The sequence below is a fragment of the Cyclobacteriaceae bacterium genome (assembly GCA_030584025.1).
Classification (GTDB): Bacteria; Bacteroidota; Bacteroidia; order Cytophagales; family Cyclobacteriaceae; genus UBA2336.
The window spans coordinates 3,501,356-3,516,724 of sequence record CP129487.1; the positions used below are offsets into that span (position 1 = coordinate 3,501,356).

14 protein-coding genes are annotated in these 15,369 nt (G+C 43.6%); 7 read left to right on the forward strand and 7 right to left on the reverse strand.

Translation table 11 applies throughout. From position 1 onward, the window contains the following. Window positions 1-5 precede the first annotated feature (5 nt). On the forward strand, window positions 6-860 hold the full coding sequence (locus QY309_15780) for a hypothetical protein (protein ID WKZ59312.1): 855 nt from the start codon (window positions 6-8) through the stop codon (window positions 858-860). A gap of 36 nt (window positions 861-896) precedes the next feature. On the opposite strand, the gene QY309_15785 is transcribed toward QY309_15780, so the two are convergent. Beyond that, complete coding sequence (locus QY309_15785; GenBank protein ID WKZ59313.1) at window positions 897-1,559, reverse strand: 3-hydroxyacyl-CoA dehydrogenase family protein; 663 nt, start codon at window positions 1,557-1,559, stop codon at window positions 897-899. A 52-nt stretch (window positions 1,560-1,611) separates the two neighbouring features. On the opposite strand from QY309_15785, the gene QY309_15790 reads away from it, so the two are divergent. Then, window positions 1,612-1,992, forward strand: coding sequence for a RidA family protein (locus QY309_15790; GenBank protein WKZ59314.1), 381 nt, complete (start codon window positions 1,612-1,614; stop codon window positions 1,990-1,992). A gap of 66 nt (window positions 1,993-2,058) precedes the next feature. On the opposite strand, the gene QY309_15795 is transcribed toward QY309_15790, so the two are convergent. Next, complete coding sequence (locus QY309_15795; protein ID WKZ59315.1) at window positions 2,059-3,714, reverse strand: glutamine--tRNA ligase/YqeY domain fusion protein; 1,656 nt, start codon at window positions 3,712-3,714, stop codon at window positions 2,059-2,061. Between the two features lie 75 nt (window positions 3,715-3,789). Between QY309_15795 and gltX the strand changes: the two genes are divergently transcribed. After that, window positions 3,790-5,325, forward strand: coding sequence for a glutamate--tRNA ligase (gene gltX / locus QY309_15800; protein ID WKZ59316.1), 1,536 nt, complete (start codon window positions 3,790-3,792; stop codon window positions 5,323-5,325). Window position 5,326: 1 nt separating this feature from the next. Further along, on the forward strand, window positions 5,327-5,557 hold the full coding sequence (locus QY309_15805) for a hypothetical protein (GenBank protein WKZ59317.1): 231 nt from the start codon (window positions 5,327-5,329) through the stop codon (window positions 5,555-5,557). Between the two features lies 1 nt (window position 5,558). On the opposite strand, the gene QY309_15810 is transcribed toward QY309_15805, so the two are convergent. Beyond that, window positions 5,559-6,143: an isoprenylcysteine carboxylmethyltransferase family protein gene (locus QY309_15810; protein WKZ59318.1), complete on the reverse strand. Its 585-nt coding sequence runs from the start codon at window positions 6,141-6,143 to the stop codon at window positions 5,559-5,561. A gap of 50 nt (window positions 6,144-6,193) precedes the next feature. Between QY309_15810 and QY309_15815 the strand changes: the two genes are divergently transcribed. Together QY309_15815 and QY309_15820 are read left to right on the forward strand one after the other, a co-directional pair. Then, on the forward strand, window positions 6,194-7,408 hold the full coding sequence (locus QY309_15815; protein ID WKZ59319.1) for an NAD(P)-dependent oxidoreductase: 1,215 nt from the start codon (window positions 6,194-6,196) through the stop codon (window positions 7,406-7,408). 5 nt (window positions 7,409-7,413) lie between these two features. Next, window positions 7,414-7,716, forward strand: coding sequence for a DUF4286 family protein (locus QY309_15820; GenBank protein ID WKZ59320.1), 303 nt, complete (start codon window positions 7,414-7,416; stop codon window positions 7,714-7,716). Between the two features lies 1 nt (window position 7,717). On the opposite strand, the gene QY309_15825 is transcribed toward QY309_15820, so the two are convergent. Further along, window positions 7,718-8,206, reverse strand: a complete 489-nt coding sequence (locus QY309_15825; GenBank protein WKZ59321.1) for a GNAT family N-acetyltransferase — start codon at window positions 8,204-8,206, stop codon at window positions 7,718-7,720. A 58-nt stretch (window positions 8,207-8,264) separates the two neighbouring features. Continuing rightward, window positions 8,265-10,400: a prolyl oligopeptidase family serine peptidase gene (locus tag QY309_15830; GenBank protein ID WKZ59322.1), complete on the reverse strand. Its 2,136-nt coding sequence runs from the start codon at window positions 10,398-10,400 to the stop codon at window positions 8,265-8,267. 103 nt (window positions 10,401-10,503) lie between these two features. Between QY309_15830 and QY309_15835 the strand changes: the two genes are divergently transcribed. Next, window positions 10,504-11,265 carry a hypothetical protein gene (locus tag QY309_15835; protein ID WKZ59323.1) on the forward strand — a complete coding sequence of 254 codons (762 nt, stop codon included), beginning with the start codon at window positions 10,504-10,506 and terminating at the stop codon, window positions 11,263-11,265. Window positions 11,266-11,267: 2 nt separating this feature from the next. Here the strand turns inward: QY309_15835 and QY309_15840 are convergent, their stop codons facing one another. Both QY309_15840 and QY309_15845 read right to left on the reverse strand, forming a co-directional pair. Further along, on the reverse strand, window positions 11,268-13,457 hold the full coding sequence (locus QY309_15840; GenBank protein WKZ59324.1) for a SulP family inorganic anion transporter: 2,190 nt from the start codon (window positions 13,455-13,457) through the stop codon (window positions 11,268-11,270). 34 nt (window positions 13,458-13,491) lie between these two features. Continuing rightward, window positions 13,492-15,366, reverse strand: coding sequence for a proton-conducting transporter membrane subunit (locus tag QY309_15845; GenBank protein WKZ59325.1), 1,875 nt, complete (start codon window positions 15,364-15,366; stop codon window positions 13,492-13,494). Between the last annotated feature and the right edge of the window lie 3 nt (window positions 15,367-15,369).

The window sequence follows — 15,369 nt, forward strand, 5'->3', positions numbered from 1 at the left end:
AGTCTATGAATACACTCTTGATTTTTATTGTTGGTTTTTTTGCAGGGCTTGTGCTTTTAAAGATGTCCAAAGGAGAGCGTAAACTACTGAAATCACTTTTATCAATCGTGATTCTTGTTGGAACAACTCTCTTGTTCTCCAATTGTGAGAATAACGAAATCTTTACAGGATCAACCAAATGCTTACCGACCCAGTTTCCCTTCGAAGAAGAAGAGGGAATTATGACGGCAAGCTACGATATAAGAAACCGATTGGCAGGGGTAAACTATACGTTTACTGATGATGACGATTTCTCATTCACCAGCATTCGTACATACAGTAACGATGATAAACTAACGCGCATAAATTTTTATGTGAATGGAAATATTGCAGATGACTTTGTTCAGATAACCCATGCAACTGACACCATAAAAGAGCAGTTCTATCGGTCGAGTAGTTCCATTGAGAACCTGCAATCCTATCGCTATTACTTTTTGGACTCAAATGATAAGGTTATCAGTTTCGCGGAGCGAAGCAACAGTAATAATTTTGCCAAGGGCGACTCAACCGTTTACACCTATACAGGCAAAAACATTACGCTGGTGAGCATGTACAATGAACTGGAAGAACTGGAAGAAAGCTACGAAATTGAATATGACGACAAGAAAAATCCATACTTCGAAACCAAGTTCAGTGGGGAAGAATACTTGTTTAGCATCTGGAACCTGAGTGAAAACAACCCTGTAAGTATTAAACATGTTCAATCCGGAGACATCACTACTTACACATATACCTTTTCAGAAAAAGGTTTCTTGTTAACCCGCCAATCGAGTGCACTTGCCGTAACAGGCGAGTTTAAGTACAACTGTGACGTAGATTAACTGATCTGACTCAGCTAATCACTGGGATAAGTTTAATCACCCCATCAAATACTCCCGCTTCAATAACGGGCACACTTTGTAGCGTTCATCGTGTGTATCTTCATACACCGCTTCCAGCAACTCGTACACATGTTTGATGCCGATTAAACCGCACCACTCAAACGGTCCATGCGGATAGTTGGTGCCCCATTTCATGGCCTGGTCAATATCTTCGCGTGAAGCAGTCCCTTCCTGAACGGTGTAATATGCTTCGTTAATAATCATGCAAATGATGCGCGGTGTGACTAATCCCACTCGGTCTTCTACCAACAAAAAGTCGGTACCCAACTTATCGCATAAGCTTTTTAGATTCACCACATCAGCAGGATGCAGTACGCTTACCTCCAACACCGAACGGTTTACAAAAGTGGGTAAACCATTAAAACCAAACAGGTTTGCCTTGATCTTGTGATCGGATAGACTGAAAAGCTCTGCCAGTGAAAGTTTGGCGGTATTTACAAATACGTTTGCCTCCTTTTCTGCATAGATTTCAGCTTGAAAAGGCTCTTCATCCAAAATAAAATCAAACACCAGGTCGCTACCGGAAACAAAACGTTCAGCCTCCCGATGGTCCTGCTCAAAGGTATACGCGTGCTGATCGCCAAATTTAAGCTTGCATTCTTCAAGATTTATCGGGTCACCGATCACTAAAATGTTCATGATTCACGTACTTTGAGCCGTTGCTAAATTAATGTTTTAAAAATCATCCCTTATGTCAAAAACCGTTATTTATTCCGACCAGGCACCAGAACCCATCGGTCCGTATAGCCAGGCCATTCAGGCCGGCAACATGCTGTTTGTAAGTGGTCAGATTGCCATAGATCGCAAAACCGGAAACCTGGTTTCAGGAAGCCTTGCCGATGAAACACACCAGGTGATGAAAAACCTGAAGGCTGTTTTAAGCGCTGCCGGTATGGATTTTACCCACGTGGTCAAATGCTCTATCTTTTTAAAAGACATGAATTCCTTTGCAGAAGTCAATGCGATTTACGGAGAGTACTTCAACGCCAATCCTCCTGCCCGCGAAACGGTAGAGGTTAGTCGCCTGCCTAAGGATGTGCGGGTTGAGATTTCTTGTATCGCTGTGAAGTAGACATGAGACCTAAGACATAAGATGTAAGACATAAGACAGAGGAAGTCGTGTCTTGCTACTTGAGTCTTAAGTCTTGATTTTCGCCCACATATCCTTGAGCGTAACGGTTCGGTTGAAAACCAAATTGCTTTCGGTCGAATCCGGGTCAAGAACAAAATATCCTTTGCGCATAAACTGGTAGCGTGTATTGGCAGTCGCTTTTAACAGATCGGGTTCAGCAAATACCGTTTGTACTTTCAATGAATCGGGATTGAGGTGATCTTTGAAATCGCCTTCAGCATCCGCTACATCTTCAACTTTAAAGAGTCGGTCATACAAGCGCACTTCCACTTTTGCTGCATGGGCAGCGCTCACCCAATGTAACGTACCCTTCACGTTTATTCCTGAAGTATCAGAACCGCTGCGGCTTTCTGGAATATACGTGCAGTGTAACTCAGTCACATTTCCGGTTGCATCCTTCACCACCGACTCGCACTTAATAATATAAGCACTTTTTAGCCGCACCATTTGTCCGGGCGCCAGACGGAAATATTTTTTCGGGGGATTCTCCATGAAGTCTTCCTGCTCAATGTATAGTTCACGACTGAAGGGAATTTCGCGTGTTCCGGTTGATTCATCTTCCGGATTATTTTCGCTCGAAACCATTTCAGTCTTTCCTTCCGGATAATTGGTGATCACTACCTTAACCGGATCGAACACCACCATCCTGCGCAGGGCAACTTTGTTCAGGTGCTCGCGAACACAAAACTCCAACAAACCTACATCAATCAGGTTATCGCGTTTGGCTACGCCAATGCGGTCACAAAAATCGCGAATGCTCTCAGGTGTATATCCTCTTCTTCGCACGCCACTCAACGTTGGCATGCGCGGGTCGTCCCATCCACTTACATGATTTTCATTGACCAGTTGCAATAACTTACGCTTACTCATTACCGTGTACGTCAGGTTCAATCGAGCAAATTCATATTGCCGCGATGGATAAATCTCCAGGTTTTCGATGAACCAATCGTACAGGGCACGGTGTGGAACAAACTCAAGTGTACAGATGCTGTGCGTTATTTTTTCTATCGAGTCGCTTTGGCCATGGGCAAAATCATACATCGGGTAAATGCACCAGGCATCGCCCGTGCGATGATGATGCGCATGCTTAATTCTATAAATGATTGGATCGCGCATGTGCATATTTGGATGCGCCATGTCAACCTTGGCACGCAGTACCTTCGAACCGTCTTTATACTTACCCGCCCGCATATCGGCAAACAGCTGCAGGTTTTCCTCAATACTCCGGTTGCGATACGGACTATTCGTGCCGGGTTGTGTTGGGGTTCCCTTTTGCTGTGCGATTTCTTCGCTGGTGCTGTCATCCACATATGCCAAACCCTTCGTGATCAGCTTTATCGCAAATTCATACAGCTGCTCAAAATAATCGGAAGCATAAAATTCATTAGCCCACCGAAAACCCAGCCACTGAATATCATTTTTGATGCTCTCTACATACTCGGTTTCTTCTGTTACCGGGTTGGTGTCATCAAACCGCAGGTTGGTTTTACCACCATACTTTAAAGCCAGACCAAAATTCAGGCAAATGCTTTTGGCGTGGCCAATGTGGAGGTAGCCATTAGGCTCGGGCGGAAAGCGGGTGAGTATGGTTTGGTGCTTGCCTTCCCGCAAGTCGTTTTCAACAATTTCCTCCAGAAAGTTCAGACTCTTTTCCTCAGCCATGGCAGTTGTGTGTAAAAGGTGCAAAGGTAAAACCCTTTTACAGAAGAATTATAATTGAACGATTAACTTTGCCCTATGAAAGATGTTCGCGTGCGGTTTGCCCCGAGTCCGACAGGGGCGTTACATATCGGGGGGGTTCGTACAGCCCTTTATAATTTTTTATTAGCCCGCCAGCAGGGGGGCACCATGATCCTTCGAATTGAAGATACCGACCAGAACCGGTATGTACCCGGTGCGGAGGAGTATATTATGGATTCATTAGCATGGGCCGGAATACAGATCGATGAAGGTGTTCGCGAAGGCGGGCCATACGGGCCATACCGTCAATCGGAACGGAAAGAAATCTACAGCCAATACGCGCAGCAACTGTTGCAAAGCGGACATGCCTATTATGCTTTTGATACCGAAGCAGATCTGGAAGCCATGCGCGAACGTCAAAAAGCCGCTGGCTCCGATCAGCAGCAGTACAGCAGTACCACCCGCATGACCATGCGCAACTCACTTACCCTATCGGCTGAAGAAACTAAAAAGCTTCTTGGCGCTGGCCATCCGTATGTTATACGGTTTAAAATTCCGGAAAATGAAACGGTAGTGTTGCATGATTTGATTCGTGGTGAAGTTTCGGTGCAAACCGCCCAGCTCGATGACAAAGTTTTGATGAAATCAGACGGAATGCCCACCTACCACCTGGCCAACGTAGTAGATGATTACCTGATGAAAATTTCGCACGTAATCCGAGGCGAAGAATGGCTTCCTTCTGCCCCGCTCCATGTTTTGTTGTACAAAGCTTTCGGATGGGAAAAAGATATGCCACAGTTTGCACATCTGCCATTATTACTAAAACCCGATGGTAACGGCAAACTCAGCAAACGCGATGCGGATCGCATGGGATTTCCCATCTTTCCGTTAACTTGGACTGACCCGAATACGAGCGAGCAATCTACCGGCTATCGCGAAGCAGGTTATTTACCTGAAGCCTTAATTAACTTCCTTGTTTTTCTGGGATGGAACCCCGGCACGGAACAGGAAATCTTTTCGATGAATGAATTAATTCAGGCTTTTAGCATTGAACGAATTGGAAAAGCCGGAGCAAAGTTTGATATCCAGAAAGCCCAATGGTATAACCAGCAATATTTAAGGGTTAAATCCAATGCCGAACTTGCCTCATTCTTGCTGAATCAGCTAAAGAAAGAAAACATTAACTGCTCACAGGACAAAGCAGAAAAAATTTGTGCTGTAATGAAAGAACGCATCACCTTCCCAAAAGATCTTTGGGAGCAGGGTAAATTCTTCTTCAACGCTCCTTCATCATTTGATGAGGGAGTTGTGTCAAAAAAGTGGAACGATGAGGCTGTGAAGGTATTAACCGCTTACCGCGATGCCGTTGAAAAATTGAGTACATTCGATGCAACGATAGCAAAAGAAACCCTGGAACAGGTTACAGCCTCTCTCCAGATTGGCACTGGCAAAATACTTCAGGCGTTGCGTGTAGCATTAAGTGGATTGGGCGGTGGACCAGATCTGATGATGATTATGGAGATCATCGGCAAGGAAGAGGTGGTGAGTCGGTTGACGTTTGCATTGAGTAATCTAAAAATCAAAGTCGGTTAGCATGACAAAAAAATCAAAACCCGAAAAAAAACCGGCTGCCAAAAAGCCGCGTGTGCACAAAGATCTGGAAGGATTTGAAGTGTCTATCAACCAGTTTGGTGAGTTGAAATCCAACATGGATATTGAAAAAATCAACGCCTTTCTGGATAAGAATGTGGACGACAAAAAACTGGCTGAACGGGATGATTATGATGAGTTGAAAAAGGGCAAAAAGAAAAAGAAGAAAGAATAACTCAGGAACTCCTTCGAAACCACGGAATCAGGGCGGGAACGCGCTGCTTATAACTGATATATGCCTCACCATACTTTTTAATCAGTTTTCGCTCTTCCAACGGGATACCAATGGCCAGGTAAATGAAAATACAGCAAGCTGAAACCAGCGTAGTCACGTTGGGAATAAATAACCAGAACGCCACCACCATTAAAATCGTGGCCGAATAAATCGGGTGACGCACATGCTTCAGTATTCCATCCACTTTAAATTGTTCCTGTTCATCCGATTCAAAGCCTGCAAAACCTTTCAGGCTATATTGTTTAAAGGCAGCCTTAAAAATAAAAATGGCAAACGTGGCCAGCATCATGCTTAAGTATCGGTTCCAATCACTGGATTCAATAAGATAAGCTGAAGAAATGGAGGCATTCAACAACAACATGGCAAAAAGCCCGGTGGTTGAAAAGAAAACATACAACAACCGATAATACTTAAATACGCTACGCATGCGCTGGCTGAAATACTGCTTTATGCCATCAGCCGCAAACACGCTGTGTAGACCGAGGTAACCTATCCAACCCAAAATCAGCAAACTGTATTTTTCCACAACTCCAATTTACATCAAAAACCTCATTACCTTTGGATAGTTCCATGTCTATGAAATCTATCAAACTCGGCATCATTCGCGAAGGCAAAGTCCCACCCGATAAACGCGTTCCGTTCACACCCCTGCAAACAGAAGAAATTGAACAACGGTTTCCGAACGTTAAGGTAATCTGTCAATCGAGTGAAGTGCGCGCATTTAACGATGATGAATACCGCGAATTAGGCATTGAGGTTAGAACAGACGTAGGCGATTGCGACATACTGATGGGCATTAAAGAGGTTCCCATAGCCGATCTTATTCCGAATAAAACCTACCTGTTCTTTTCGCATACGATAAAAAAGCAACCTTATAACAAAAAACTGCTTCAGGAGATACTCAAAAGAAAAATCAGGCTGATCGATTATGAAACCTTAAAAGACAGACTGGGAAACAGGCTTGTGGCGTTTGGCCGGTACGCGGGAATTGTTGGTGCCTATAATGGCTTGTGGACTTACGGAAAACGTTATGGAGATTATTCTTTGCGCAGAGCGTTTGAGTGTTTTGACGTAAACGATTTGAAGCTGGAGTTACGCAAGGTGAAATTACCTCCCGTGAAAATTATCCTTACTGGTGCTGGTCGTGTTGGAAAAGGTGCTATGGAAACACTGGATACAGCGGGTATTCGTAAAGTTGGCGTGTACGATTTTCTGACCAAAACATTTGATGAGCCCGTATACGTACAATTGGGCAGTGCCGATTACCACATCAGGCGTGAAGGTGGACACTTTAACCGCGATGAATTTCATCAGCATCCCGAACGTTATGATTCAACGTTTTTATCGTTCACCAAAGTTGCCGACATATTGATGGCAGGTGCTTTCTGGAATCCCAAAGCACCTGTTCTCTTTACGCGTGAAGACATGTGCTCACCCGAGTTCAAGATTAAAATTATTGCCGATATCACCTGCGATGTGGGCGGCTCCATCCCCAGTACCATTCGGGCCAGTACCATTCCTGAGCCTTTATATGATTACGATCCACAAACCGGGCAGGAAAAACCTTCTTTAAGTAATGATAAACACATAACGGTAATGGCGGTGGATAACCTCCCGTGTGAACTTCCCCGCAGTGCTTCGGAAGAATTTGGTCGCGATTTAATCGACCGAATTTTACCGTTGCTTTTTGTAAAAGATGCCGATGGAGTTTTGAAACGCGCGACAATTGCAAAAGGCGGGCAGCTAACCGAAAACTTTGCTTACCTTGAAGACTACGTAGCAGAAAAATAAGAGATATGTTTTTATACAACGTTACCATTGGCATTGATAAGGAAATTGAACAAGAATGGGTTGCCTGGATGAAGGCCGAACACATTCCCGATGTACTCAATACCGGTCTGTTTTTAAATTATAAAATGTACAAGGTGTTGCACGACAATGACGATGGCAGCATTTCGTATAGCGTACAATACTTCGCTGAAACCCTGGAAAACGTAGTGCAGTATCTCGAAAAGTTTGCTCCCGAATTAATCGAAAAACATAAGCAAAAATATGGCGGGCGTCATGTGGCATTCAGAACATTGCTGCAGGAGATCTGATCTATTCATTTGAAATCAGTTTTATGATTTCATCACGCTCCAGGCTGCAGTTTATCCACTCACCATCCAATTTCGCCTTATAATATTTCTCATAGAAATTAATAGCCGGTTCATTCCAATCCAGCACCTGCCACATCATGCCCGAGCAATCCTCATCCAGCGCATGTTGCATGGTTCGGTCAAAGAGTAGTTTCCCAATTCCCTTGCCACGTTCTGTTTCGGTTACTACAATGTCTTCCAGGTAAAGTCGCTTGCCCTTCCAGGTAGAGTAACGCCAATAGTAAATGGAGATGCCCACAACACCCTTTTGATTCTCAGCTACAAACAAGCCATAAATCGGATTCGACCCGAAACCATCTTTCTCCATCAATTCAACCGTATTGATTACTTCGTGCGGAGCTTTTTCATACAAGGCAAGTTCCTTAATCAACTCAAGAACGCGTGGCAGATCAGCTTTTGTTCCTTTTCGTATGGTAATCTCTGTTTTCATAAAACCAAAAGGGGCTATCCGATAGACAGCCCCTTAAATTAAAAAAATTCAATTGTTATTACATATCCTCTTTCGCTATAGGTGGAACTACGCCCATATTATACCACGCAAATGAATATTGATCGGCAATGGATTCAATTCCTTTACTCAGGTTTGAAGCACCATGAGCCGAGTTCACATCTATACGGATTAACACAGGATTGCTACCCGCATGATTTTCCTGCAGTGCTGCAGCAAACTTGAAACTATGTGCCGGCACCACCCGGTCATCGCGATCAGCGGTAGTTACCATTGTAGCCGGGTAATTTGTTCCGGGTTTTAACGCATGAACTGGCGAATATCTTTTCAAATACTCAAACATCTCTTTTGAATCCTCAGCAGTTCCATAATCCGGAGCCCAGGCTGCTCCTATTGTAAACTTATGATAGCGCAACATGTCCATCACACCCACCGCAGGAAAAGCTACTTTAGCCAAATCAGGTCGTTGAGTCATCACCGCTCCGATCAATAACCCACCATTTGACCCTCCATTTATAGCCAGGTACTCATTGGATGTATACTTTTCGTTTATTAAGTACTCACCTGCTGCAATAAAATCATCAAACACATTTTGCTTGTTCATCTTTGTTCCAGCCAAATGCCACTTCTCTCCGTATTCACCGCCACCGCGAAGGTTTGGTTGTGCAAAAATGCCACCGTTCTCCAGCCACACCATTCTTGATGCGCTGAAAGAAGGTGTCAAACTAATGTTGAAGCCTCCATAGGCATATAACCACGTTGGGTTCTTACCATTAAGTTCAATCCCCTTTTTGTGTACAATGAACATGGGAATTTTTGTACCGTCCTTGCTGGTGTAGAATATTTGTTTGGTCTCAAAATCATCCGGATTAAAGTCAATTTTTGGCCGTGCATATTCCGTTGACTCACCGGAAGCGATGTTGTATTTAAAGCTGGTTGGCGGGTAGGTAAATGAGGTAAAGGTGTAATACAGGTTTACATCATCTTTCCATCCGCTAAAACCATTGGCCGTTCCAATGCCAGGCAGTTCTATTTCGCGCTCAAACTTGCCATTCAGATCATACTGCTTAACCTGAGTCTTTACATCAACCAAATAACTTGCAAAAATTTTTCCTCCACCTGCTGATGTACTTAGGGTGTTCTCCGTTTCCGGAATCAGATCTTTCCAGTTTTCGTATGATGGGTTAGCCGCATCCACCCAAACAACTTTTGAATTTGGCGCCTGGTAATTTGTTTCAATGAACAATCTTGACCCTTCGGTTTCGATTACATATTGATCGCTTTCGAATCCCGTTTTGATGGGCAAAATCTTACCATCAGGTTTAGATAAGTCCTGAACATATAACTCATTGCCGGTGGTGCCTTCGGCAGTTGTCATAATTAAATAGCGCTCATCTTCAGAAACAAATCCGCTTACAAATCTCCGCTTTTCCTTTTCACCAAAAATCACTTTATCCTGAGAAGAGGGGGTACCCAGCTTATGATAATAGAGTATCTGATATTCATTCTTTGCACCCAGACTTTTGTTCAACCCTTCAGCAAACCGGTTGATGTAATAACCGTCATTGCCTTTCCAGGAAATGGAACTTTGCTTCATATTCCGAATGGTATCTTCCACCAACGATTTGTCGGATGTTCTGATCACCACAGCTTCGGCACGATCCGCGCCCCCTTTAGCGATTTGAAAAGCTAACAAGGAACCGTCTTTTGAAAACGACAGCCCACGCATGGTGGTCGTTCCGTCTTTTGAAAAGGTGTTGGGATCTAAAAACAGTTCGGCCTCACCGTTCTCGCCTTTCTTTCGGTACAATACATATTGATTTTGAAGTCCGTCATTCTTGTAGAAATAATAATATTCACCTCTGCGGAAAGGGGTGCCGAGTTTTTCATAATTGTTCAGCTCCAGCAGGCGCTGCTTAACTGCATCGCGATAGGTGATGTTGCTCAGGTAGCCAAACGTAACATCATTTTGTGCGGTAACCCAATCGGCTGTGGCTTTGGCGGTGTCATTCTCCAGCCAACGGTATGGATCGGGAACTTCTGTTCCGAAGTACACATCAACGGTGTCAACTTTTTGTGTAACCGGATAGGTTAGTGCGGTTTCTGCTTCCTTATTCTGACAGCCAACAAGACCAATCAGGATCAAGCCAGATGCCCATAAAGCATGTAATTTCATATTTTTTGAGGTTTATATACAAGTTTACTAATTACTCATTGGCCTTTTCAACTGATTTATGATAAGTGGAAAACCAAGCTGGATAATTCAATGTTCTATGAATATGAAAAATCCAGTTATCAACTCCCTAATTCATTCCATTGCCCTAATCGCAGTGCTTACCGCTAACGCACTAGCCAACATTCTTCCCATCAATGGCTTAACCACGGGAGAGGTTTCTGCCCTGTACCCAAGTCTGTTTACCCCGGCAGGTATTACTTTCTCCATCTGGAGCGTGATCTACCTGCTGCTGCTGGCGTTTGTTTTGTGGCAATGGGTTCGCCTGCGCGACAAGCCGACTCAGGAAATCTATAGGCAGCTATCACCTTATTTTATATTTTCTTCTGTTTTCAATATTTCCTGGATTTTAGCCTGGCACTTTCTCTATGTGTGGATATCCGTAATCATTATGCTTGCCTTTTTGGTAACGCTTACGCTAGCCTTTCTCAAATTTCAACAAGCAAACCTGAACACGCGTGCAAAGCGCTTCTTTATTTCACTACCACTCACAACTTACTTTGCGTGGATTTGTGTAGCCACCATTGCCAACATAGCCACTGCACTTGTTTCCCTGAAATTATCATCGTACATGCTTGCACCCGAAACCTGGACGGTGATCATGATGGCGGTTGCTTTTTTACTTGCCGTTTACATTACATTAACGTATAAGAAACCCGCCTTTGCCGCAGTAGTTACCTGGGCATTGGCGGGTATTTATCTACGCTGGCAAGGCGAACAAATTTTTATCAGTTCAGCAGCTGCGGTAATGACTGTACTTGTTGGAGTACTCTTTCTTTATTCTGCCTTTCGAAAAGAATACTTGTAATACTATGTTGTCGGCTGCAATTGGCACAACTGAACAAATTCATCTGCGAATGCAATCAAGTTATGGATGCCTTCAGGATCAAGCGTATCCCTTTTCAGATAAATCAAAATTTTGTTTCGATGAGACTCCACATGAATGCCATTATGTGATTCAAAGAAATTGATAACAGGCTCATTGAAAAATTCCTTAACTGCCCTTTCGTCCGTACCGCGCAAATAGTAGCGCTTTGAAAAAACCGGATTTCCAGAAAAATCAATGTCTTTACCTTGAACGCCTTCAGAAAATTTCGACCAAAGATTTTCCGGTTCCAGGGCAAAATCAGGCAAGTGAACCTCAGTTTCGCTGATCATAAGCACAGTGATCACCAAATCGGATTGTGCCTGTAAAGCAAACTCAGAAAGCTTGATGTCTGACACTTCATACCGTGCCCATTCATTGTATCGAACGAGAACATTTTCTTCATACTGAAATTTAATACCCTGCAAAATCGGGAAGTCCTTAAACTTAAAGGTATTCTTTACCTTTTGTGGGTAAAAGGTAAAGCCAAAATCACTCGCATACTTGCGCAAACTAATCTGGCGGTCATTGAGTTTAATTTCCAGCTTGTTATTGTTCACTGAAACCTTACGGGCCGACAAGGGATGATTTGAGAAGTTTTCAAAATACTCAAACCCGGTTACATTTACTTTTCCGCCTTCATGCCCGAATGATTCTTCAAAATGATGTAGTTGTTCCATGAAGGTATGATCGACAATCTTTGCATCAGCGAAATTTAAGGTTACCGTCTTTGCCGGTTTCAGCTGCTTAAATAACTTTTTGAATCCGATCAGATTAGAAAAGATAGCTGCATCTCTAATTTTTATGGCATATTCCTGCTGGGATTCCTGAACGTCAAACCGGGCCTTGAACAGCGACCGTAAAGGTGCACCATTAATGACGTGAAATACAAACTTCATAAGGATACCCGCAAAAACTCCTATTAATAAATCCGTAGCTACGGTAACAATAATAGTTGTCACAAAGACCACAAGCTGTTCCGAACCAATCTTATAGGTTTTGAAAAACTCATTTGGAGAAGCGAGTCGATAACCTACTGCAATCAGTAAAGCGGCCAATGCAGTATTGGGAATCATTTCAATTACCGGTATAAAAAAGATCATCGCAGCAAGCAGAAAGAATCCGTGAAAGAAATTACTCCAGCGTGTGCGTCCCCCAAAGTTGATGTTCGCTGAACTTCGTGCCACTTCAGATATCATAGGCAAACCACCCAATAAACTGGCAATGGCATTCCCTGCACCAACTGCAGCCAGGTCTTTGTTTGGATTACTGACCCTTTTCCAGGGATCCAATCCATCAATTGCCTTAACCGTAAGCAACGACTCCAGGCTGCTCACAAACAAAAACATAAAGACGTACTTCCAGAAAACAAACGTACCAATGGCTGCGAAGCTTGCGTTGAAACCCACGTTACTCCAAAAATCACCAATGCTTACCATATCAAAGGCGGGCTCGGTGTGCTTGAAATCCATAATAAGTGCCATTGGAATAGTGACCAGCAGCACCACCATTGGCGCAGGTATACGTTTAAAAATTTTTCCCTTCAGGTACGGCATTCCAAAAATGATTACCAGGCTTACGATACCCACCAGCGTTACGCGCGGATCAGCATGTATGATGGAGTGCGGGATACGTTCATACAATTCAACCGGCCCAAGGCCTTTCAGCGTGGCCGGATCAATACCCAGCAACACATGAATCTGCTTTGAAAAAATAATAAGGCCAATGGCAGCTAACATGCCGTGCACAGCCGAGTGCGGAAAAAAATCGCTGAGTGATCCGAACTTCAGGAAACCGAAAATTATTTGAATTAAGGATGCCACTACAATTACACCAAGGGCCAGGTGCCAACCTTCAGAGCCACCACCGAATTCTGTAACAGCTGCAGCGCAAATAGTAATTAAGCCAGCCGCAGGGCCCTTAATGGTAAGGCGCGATCCTGCAAAAAAGCTTACAAACAATCCCCCAACCATGGCGGTTAACACGCCCATCGCTGGTGGAAACTCACTCGCCTTGGCAATGCCCAAACTGAGTGGTAACGCCAGCAGAAAAACCAGGAAGCCAGAGAGTGCATCTTGCTTCCAATTTTGTTTAAATCCTTCAATACCGTCTTTTGGAATATCTATTGTCTTCATGTTGATTTCTTTAATGTTTGATGAATTGTGTTAATCAGGATGACCGATAGGCCATCTCATACATGGACTTAACATGTGGTCCTAGAAAAACACGCGCATAAATCCGAATAAGCGCTAATCCATTTAGGATAAAACTCAGCGCCACCAAAAAGGCAAGACCATACTGATATGCATGAATGTGCGTGAATATTAAATCTTCACCCAGAAAGGTTGGTGATATCGGAAAGCCCGCAATACCCAGGCAGCTTAATAAAAAGGTAAAGGTGATTTTCGGATGCGCATATACATAACCATGAAACCGATCAAGGTCAATATCGCCCTCCAGCATCTTTAACCGGAGTAAGCCCAGGTACCCAAGAATGCCAAATGCAATTACACCGCTCAGGTAAATCACAATATGATCCAGCCCAAAAAGCTCATTGAATGAAACGGCCAGTGCAATCAAACAATGATTAGCAATTATCAACATCCAGCTTGCCAACACATTCTTTCGCTCTGTGAAGGATTTCAATACCATGGTTACTGCCAGCAAAGCAAATGCAAACGGAAGTGATTTGACAAACTCATCAGGCAATGCTTGCGCAATGGCGTGAACACCCAACCCCAACAGTGTAACCATTAGAAAGAATATAACAACACGCTTCACGGAGAAAAAACCCAATGCATTTCCGGCTGTCTTCATCGGATTCCATAAATAGCGATACATGAAAGAGTCAAGGTTCCATTCTTTTAAACAGAGCATATAAAAAGAATATTCAATTCGCTTTGGCAGTGAATCCTCCACCGTGTGTTCGCGTGGAACAAAATGATAAAACTGCTCGCGAATCAGGTAGCTTACAACCGAAGGCGAAACAAGTAGCTGATAGGTTCGTAAAAAAGCATTGCCTGCAAAATGAAAAAGCGCCAGGTTTTCAAAACCGGCTGCTACCTCAATAAAAATTAAACCAATCTGTGCGATAGAGGAATATGCGATCTGACTTTTCACCGTAGACTGAACACGTGCAATACCTGTAGCGACCAGACTGGTGACCAGGCCAAGAACACCAATTAAAATGCGAATAGAAAACTGGTGTTCCCAAAACGGGAAAGTGCGTAGCAACAAAAACACACCGATATGCACCGAAAGTGATCCGTAAAAAATGGCACTGGATGGCGTTGGGCCTTCCATGGCACGCGGCAACCACGATGAGAACGGAAGCTGTGCAGATTTGGCAGCAGCTGAAATCAGAATCATCAAAGAAATGAATACTCCGATTGCCGAATGAGATGCCAGGTGTTCATTAACAAATGCCGCATCGTTTAACTTAACAAATGTGATGTTCTCATGCCAAAGATGATGACTCATCCACATGGTGAGCAGAAAGCCTACATCAGCTACACGATAAATAGAAAAAACTTTTACTGCATTTTTTACCGGCAAATACCGGTCGCGATAAAATGCAATGAGCAGGAAAGATGATATGCCTAACATCTCCCACCCGATAAACATCGTTTCAAAATTACCGGCAACGATCACCAGGTTGTACCCGAGGTAGAAGAACAATAGGGTATTGAAAAACCGCTTGTACCCTTCTTCGCGGTGCATATAATACCGACTGTACAACGTAACCAAAAAAGAGAGTATCGATCCCACCAACAAATACACAGCCGTTATCTTATCAAAACAGAAATCGACAAAGAATTCGTATCCCTGCGTTTTGAAAATGGAGAAATCGCGAAGGTTAAGTGTAGGCTGTCCTTCCATCAACCAATATCCAGTGAAGATCATCACCGCTAACAGGTTAACGCCAATGGTGCCAAATGCAAGTCGCGAAATAAACATCTCCCGGCTTCGCGAAACGATTAAACTCAGCAGAAATCCAAGCAACGGAATCCCCACAAACACTTGAATGAAAAGTTCTGGTCGCATGAC

What these genes read in the sequence shown, in the direction of transcription:
- QY309_15820 (WKZ59320.1), top strand. Translation starts at nt 7,414, where the DNA reads ATGTTTTTATACAACGTTACCATTGGCATTGATAAGGAAATTGAACAA.
- QY309_15825 (WKZ59321.1), bottom strand. Translation starts at nt 8,206, where the DNA reads ATGAAAACAGAGATTACCATACGAAAAGGAACAAAAGCTGATCTGCCA.
- QY309_15840 (WKZ59324.1), bottom strand. Translation starts at nt 13,457, where the DNA reads ATGAAGACAATAGATATTCCAAAAGACGGTATTGAAGGATTTAAACAA.
- QY309_15815 (WKZ59319.1), top strand. Translation starts at nt 6,194, where the DNA reads ATGAAATCTATCAAACTCGGCATCATTCGCGAAGGCAAAGTCCCACCC.
- QY309_15845 (WKZ59325.1), bottom strand. Translation starts at nt 15,366, where the DNA reads ATGCGACCAGAACTTTTCATTCAAGTGTTTGTGGGGATTCCGTTGCTT.
- QY309_15780 (WKZ59312.1), top strand. Translation starts at nt 6, where the DNA reads ATGAATACACTCTTGATTTTTATTGTTGGTTTTTTTGCAGGGCTTGTG.
- gltX (WKZ59316.1), top strand. Translation starts at nt 3,790, where the DNA reads ATGAAAGATGTTCGCGTGCGGTTTGCCCCGAGTCCGACAGGGGCGTTA.
- QY309_15790 (WKZ59314.1), top strand. Translation starts at nt 1,612, where the DNA reads ATGTCAAAAACCGTTATTTATTCCGACCAGGCACCAGAACCCATCGGT.
- QY309_15835 (WKZ59323.1), top strand. Translation starts at nt 10,504, where the DNA reads ATGAAAAATCCAGTTATCAACTCCCTAATTCATTCCATTGCCCTAATC.
- QY309_15805 (WKZ59317.1), top strand. Translation starts at nt 5,327, where the DNA reads ATGACAAAAAAATCAAAACCCGAAAAAAAACCGGCTGCCAAAAAGCCG.
- QY309_15830 (WKZ59322.1), bottom strand. Translation starts at nt 10,400, where the DNA reads ATGAAATTACATGCTTTATGGGCATCTGGCTTGATCCTGATTGGTCTT.
- QY309_15795 (WKZ59315.1), bottom strand. Translation starts at nt 3,714, where the DNA reads ATGGCTGAGGAAAAGAGTCTGAACTTTCTGGAGGAAATTGTTGAAAAC.
- QY309_15785 (WKZ59313.1), bottom strand. Translation starts at nt 1,559, where the DNA reads ATGAACATTTTAGTGATCGGTGACCCGATAAATCTTGAAGAATGCAAG.